Annotated in this window: 3 protein-coding genes; all 3 read left to right on the plus strand. The window is 67.8% G+C overall.

Annotation, left to right across the window (positions count from 1 at the left end):
* The first annotated feature begins 84 nt into the window (after window positions 1-84).
* On the plus strand, window positions 85-753 hold the full coding sequence (mtgA, locus tag GVN21_RS20185; RefSeq protein ID WP_346764297.1) for a monofunctional biosynthetic peptidoglycan transglycosylase: 669 nt from the start codon (window positions 85-87) through the stop codon (window positions 751-753).
* Between the two features lie 73 nt (window positions 754-826).
* Window positions 827-2,662 (plus strand): M2 family metallopeptidase, encoded by a 1,836-nt coding sequence (locus tag GVN21_RS20190; RefSeq protein ID WP_166576537.1) that lies wholly within the window; start codon window positions 827-829, stop codon window positions 2,660-2,662.
* 260 nt (window positions 2,663-2,922) lie between these two features.
* Window positions 2,923-3,729: pilus assembly protein TadG-related protein (locus GVN21_RS20195; protein ID WP_166576538.1), on the plus strand; the 807-nt coding region annotated here is incomplete at its 3' end.

Here is a 3,729-nt window from a genome sequence, read left to right on the forward strand (position 1 = left end):
TTGCGGAGCCGCCCTGGGCGCCGGCCCCCTCCCCCGCGACCGGCGCCCAGGGCGGCTCCGCAACGCGGCTTCGTCGGCCGGGTCATCCGCCGGCTGGCCATCCTGCTGCTGATCGTCGGGGTGGTGCTGCCGCTGGCCAGCGTGCTGGTCTACCGCTTCGTGCCTCCACCCGTGACCATCCTGATGGTCCAGCGCCTGTTCGAGGGCAAGGGCCTGGACCGGCGCTGGGTGTCGTTGAGGAAGATGTCGCCGGCCCTGCCCAACGCGGTGATCGCCGCCGAGGACGCCCGCTACTGCAGCCATTTCGGCTTCGATTTCGAAGCTCTGGAAAAGGCCATGGCCCACAACAAGCGCCGGCCGGGCCGGATCCGCGGCGGCTCGACCATCAGCCAGCAGACGGCCAAGAACGTCTTCCTCTGGCCGCAGCGCTCCTACGTCCGCAAGGGGTTGGAGGCCTATTTCACCGTCCTGATCGAGACCCTGTGGGGCAAGAAGCGGATCATGGAGGTCTATCTTAACACCGTCGAATGGGGCCCCGGCCTCTACGGCGCCGACAGCGCCGCCCGCAAATACTTCGGCGTCGGCGCGGACCAGCTCAGCCCCACCCAGGCCGCAAGGTTGGCCGCCATCCTGCCCAGCCCGCTGAAATGGCGGGCGGCGAAGCCAGGGCCCTATGTGAAGAAGCGCTCCCGCCGCATCGGCGCCGCGAGCGGGACCGTCAGCCGAGAGGGTCTGGCCGCCTGTGTGAAGTAGGTTTTCGCCGCCCTTGACCTCGCCTCCCCCCTGCGCTCCCTTGCCGCACCCCATTTCCACAAGGAAGCGTCCCATGAAGAAGACGACCCTGATGGCCGCCGTCGCGGCCCTGGCCCTGACCGGCGGGATCGCCGCCGTCGCGGCGGTGAAGCAGGAAGCCGCCGCGCCCACCGCCGCCGCCACGCCCAGCCCCGAGGAGGCCAAGGCCTTCGTCGACAAGGTCGAGGCGGATATGGCCAAGGCCTCCGAATACGCCGCCAAGGCCGCCTGGGTGCGGGCCACCTACATCACCGAAGACACCATGTGGCTGGAAGCCAAGGCCGGCGCCGAGTTCACCGACCTGGCCACCCGCGCGGCCATCGACGCCGCCAAGTACGACAAGACCAACGCCGACCCGGTCACCCGCCGCAAGCTTGACATCCTCAAGCGCGCCCTGGTCCTGCCCGCGCCCCAGCGGCCCGGCGCCGCCGAACAGATGGCGACCATCGCCGGCCGCCTGGACAGCACCTATTCGACGGGCAAGTTCGACTACAAGGGCAAGCAGATCACCCTCAACGACGCCGAGGACGTGCTGGCCAACAGCCGCAACCCCGAGGAGCTGAAGGCGGCCTGGGAAGGCTGGCATTCGATCGCCCCGCCGATGACCGCCGACTACGCCCAGCTGGTCGACCTGGCCAACGAGGGCAGCCGCGCGCTCGGCTACAAGGACACCGGCGCCCTCTGGCGCTCAGGCTACGACATGGCGCCGGACGCCTTCGCCGCCGAGACCGACAGGCTGTGGAAGCAGATCGAGCCCTTCTACAAGAACCTGCACTGCTACGTCCGCGCCGAGCTCAACACCGAGTATGGCGACGCCGTCCAGCCCAAGACCGGCCCCATCCGCGCCGACCTGCTTGGCAACATGTGGGCGCAGCAATGGGGCAATATCTATGAGATCGTGAAGCCCGCCGACGACGCCGCCGGCTACAGCCTCGACAAGCTCTTGGTCGACAAGGGCTATGACGCCACCAAGATGGTGAAGACCGGCGAGACCTTCTACACCTCGATGGGCCTGGCGCCGCTGCCCGAAACCTTCTGGACCCGCAGCCAGATCGTCCGCCCCGAGGGCCGCGAGGTGGTCTGCCATGCCTCGGCCTGGAACCTGGACGACCGCGACGACCTGCGCATCAAGATGTGCACCAAGGTCAACGCCGAGGACTTCTACACCGTCCACCACGAGCTCGGGCACAACTACTACCAGCGCGCCTACAAGGAGCAGCCCTACATCTTCAAGGGCGGAGCCAACGACGGCTTCCACGAGGCCATCGGCGACTTCGTCGGCCTCTCGGCCCTGACCCCCACCTACCTCAACCAGATCGGCCTGTTGGACGCCGTTCCGGGGGCGGAGGGGGACAATCCCTTCCTGCTGAAGATGGCGCTCGACAAGATCGCCTTCATGCCGTTCGGCCTGCTGGTCGATCGCTGGCGCTGGCAGGTCTACGACGGCTCGGTGAAGCCGGCCGACTACAACGCCGCCTGGTGGAAGCTCCGCACCCAGTACCAGGGCATCACCCCGCCTGGACCGCGCCCGGCGGGCGCCTTCGACCCCGGCGCCAAGTATCACGTGCCCGGCAACGTGCCCTACACCCGCTACTTCCTGGCCCACGTCTATCAGTTCCAGTTCCACCGGGCTGCCTGCAAGCAGGCCGGCTGGAAGGGCCCGCTGCACCGTTGCTCCGTGTACGGCAACAAGGAGGTGGGCGCGAAGTTCAACGCCATGATGGAGATGGGCCAGTCCAAGCCCTGGCCGGACGCCATGGAGGCCTTCACCGGCGAGCGGCGCGGCGACGCCAGCGCGGTGACGGAATACTTCGCCCCGCTCAACAAGTGGCTGATCAAGCAGAACAAGGGCCGAAAGTGCGGCTGGTAGGCTGGGGAAAGGTTCGCCGCGCCAGCGGCGTACCTGTCCCCGGTTGGCGCCGCTGACCGAAACATCAACGCTCCAGCCGGTTGGGTCGCGCCTGGTTCAACCGCCGGCGCTGACCGGGGATAGGTAGGCCACTGCGTGGCCAACCTGTCTCCATAGTTACCCCATGATTTACCGCCTCCGGTGGCAGGTCCGTTTACCGCGATGCAACACCCTGCGGAGTCGGCGGACAGTTTCGTCCGTGATCGGGGTTGGGGCTGGCCATGCGCTCGAACGCATTGCTCTGCGCCGTCGCTGGACGGCTCAACGAATTTGCGCGGCAGGACAAGGGGACCGTCGCGGTCCAGGCGGCCTTTTTGGCCGCGCCCCTGCTGGTGCTCAGTATCGGGGCCATCGATATCGCCAGCGCCTCGGCCGGCAAGAACCGATTGCAGAACGCCCTGGACGCCGCCGCCCTGACCGCGGCCCGCTCCAGCCAGTACAGCGACGCCGGCCTCGACAGCATCGGCGACGCGGCCTTCGCCGCCAACATGGAGGGCGCCAAGGTCACCATCGTCCACTCCACCTTCCGCGCCGAAGGTAACAAGGTGATCGCCAGCGCCCAGGCCCGGGTGGTCCCGGCCATCGCCAACATCTGGCTGAACGGCGACATTACCATCGGCGCGAAGACAGAGGTCACCCGTTCGGTGAACAAGATCGAGCTGGCCCTGGTGCTCGACACCACCGGCTCGATGAAGGGCGACAAGCTGTCGAACCTGAAGACCGCGTCCAAGAACCTGATCGATACCCTGGCGACCGCCGCCGCCCGCAGCAGCGAGAGCGACCCGGTCAAGATCGCCATCGCCCCCTTCTCGATGACGGTGAAGGTCGGCGACGCCTATCGCAACGCCGCCTGGGTCGACCAGAACGGCGCCTCGCCGGTCAACGGCGAGATCTTCAACAGCGCCGCCAACCGCTTCACCCTGCTGCAGCAGATGGGCGTCGACTGGGCCGGCTGCGTGGAAAGCCGCCAGGCGCCCTACGATGTGCAGGACACCGCCCCGACCACCTCGACCCCCGCCACCCTGTTC

The organism is Caulobacter sp. SLTY, from assembly GCF_009905535.1.
Classification (GTDB): Bacteria; Pseudomonadota; Alphaproteobacteria; order Caulobacterales; family Caulobacteraceae; genus Caulobacter.

Bases quoted from the DNA above. Each gene is read 5' to 3' on its own strand.
- GVN21_RS20190 (WP_166576537.1), top strand. From the start codon at position 827: ATGAAGAAGACGACCCTGATGGCCGCCGTCGCGGCCCTGGCCCTGACC.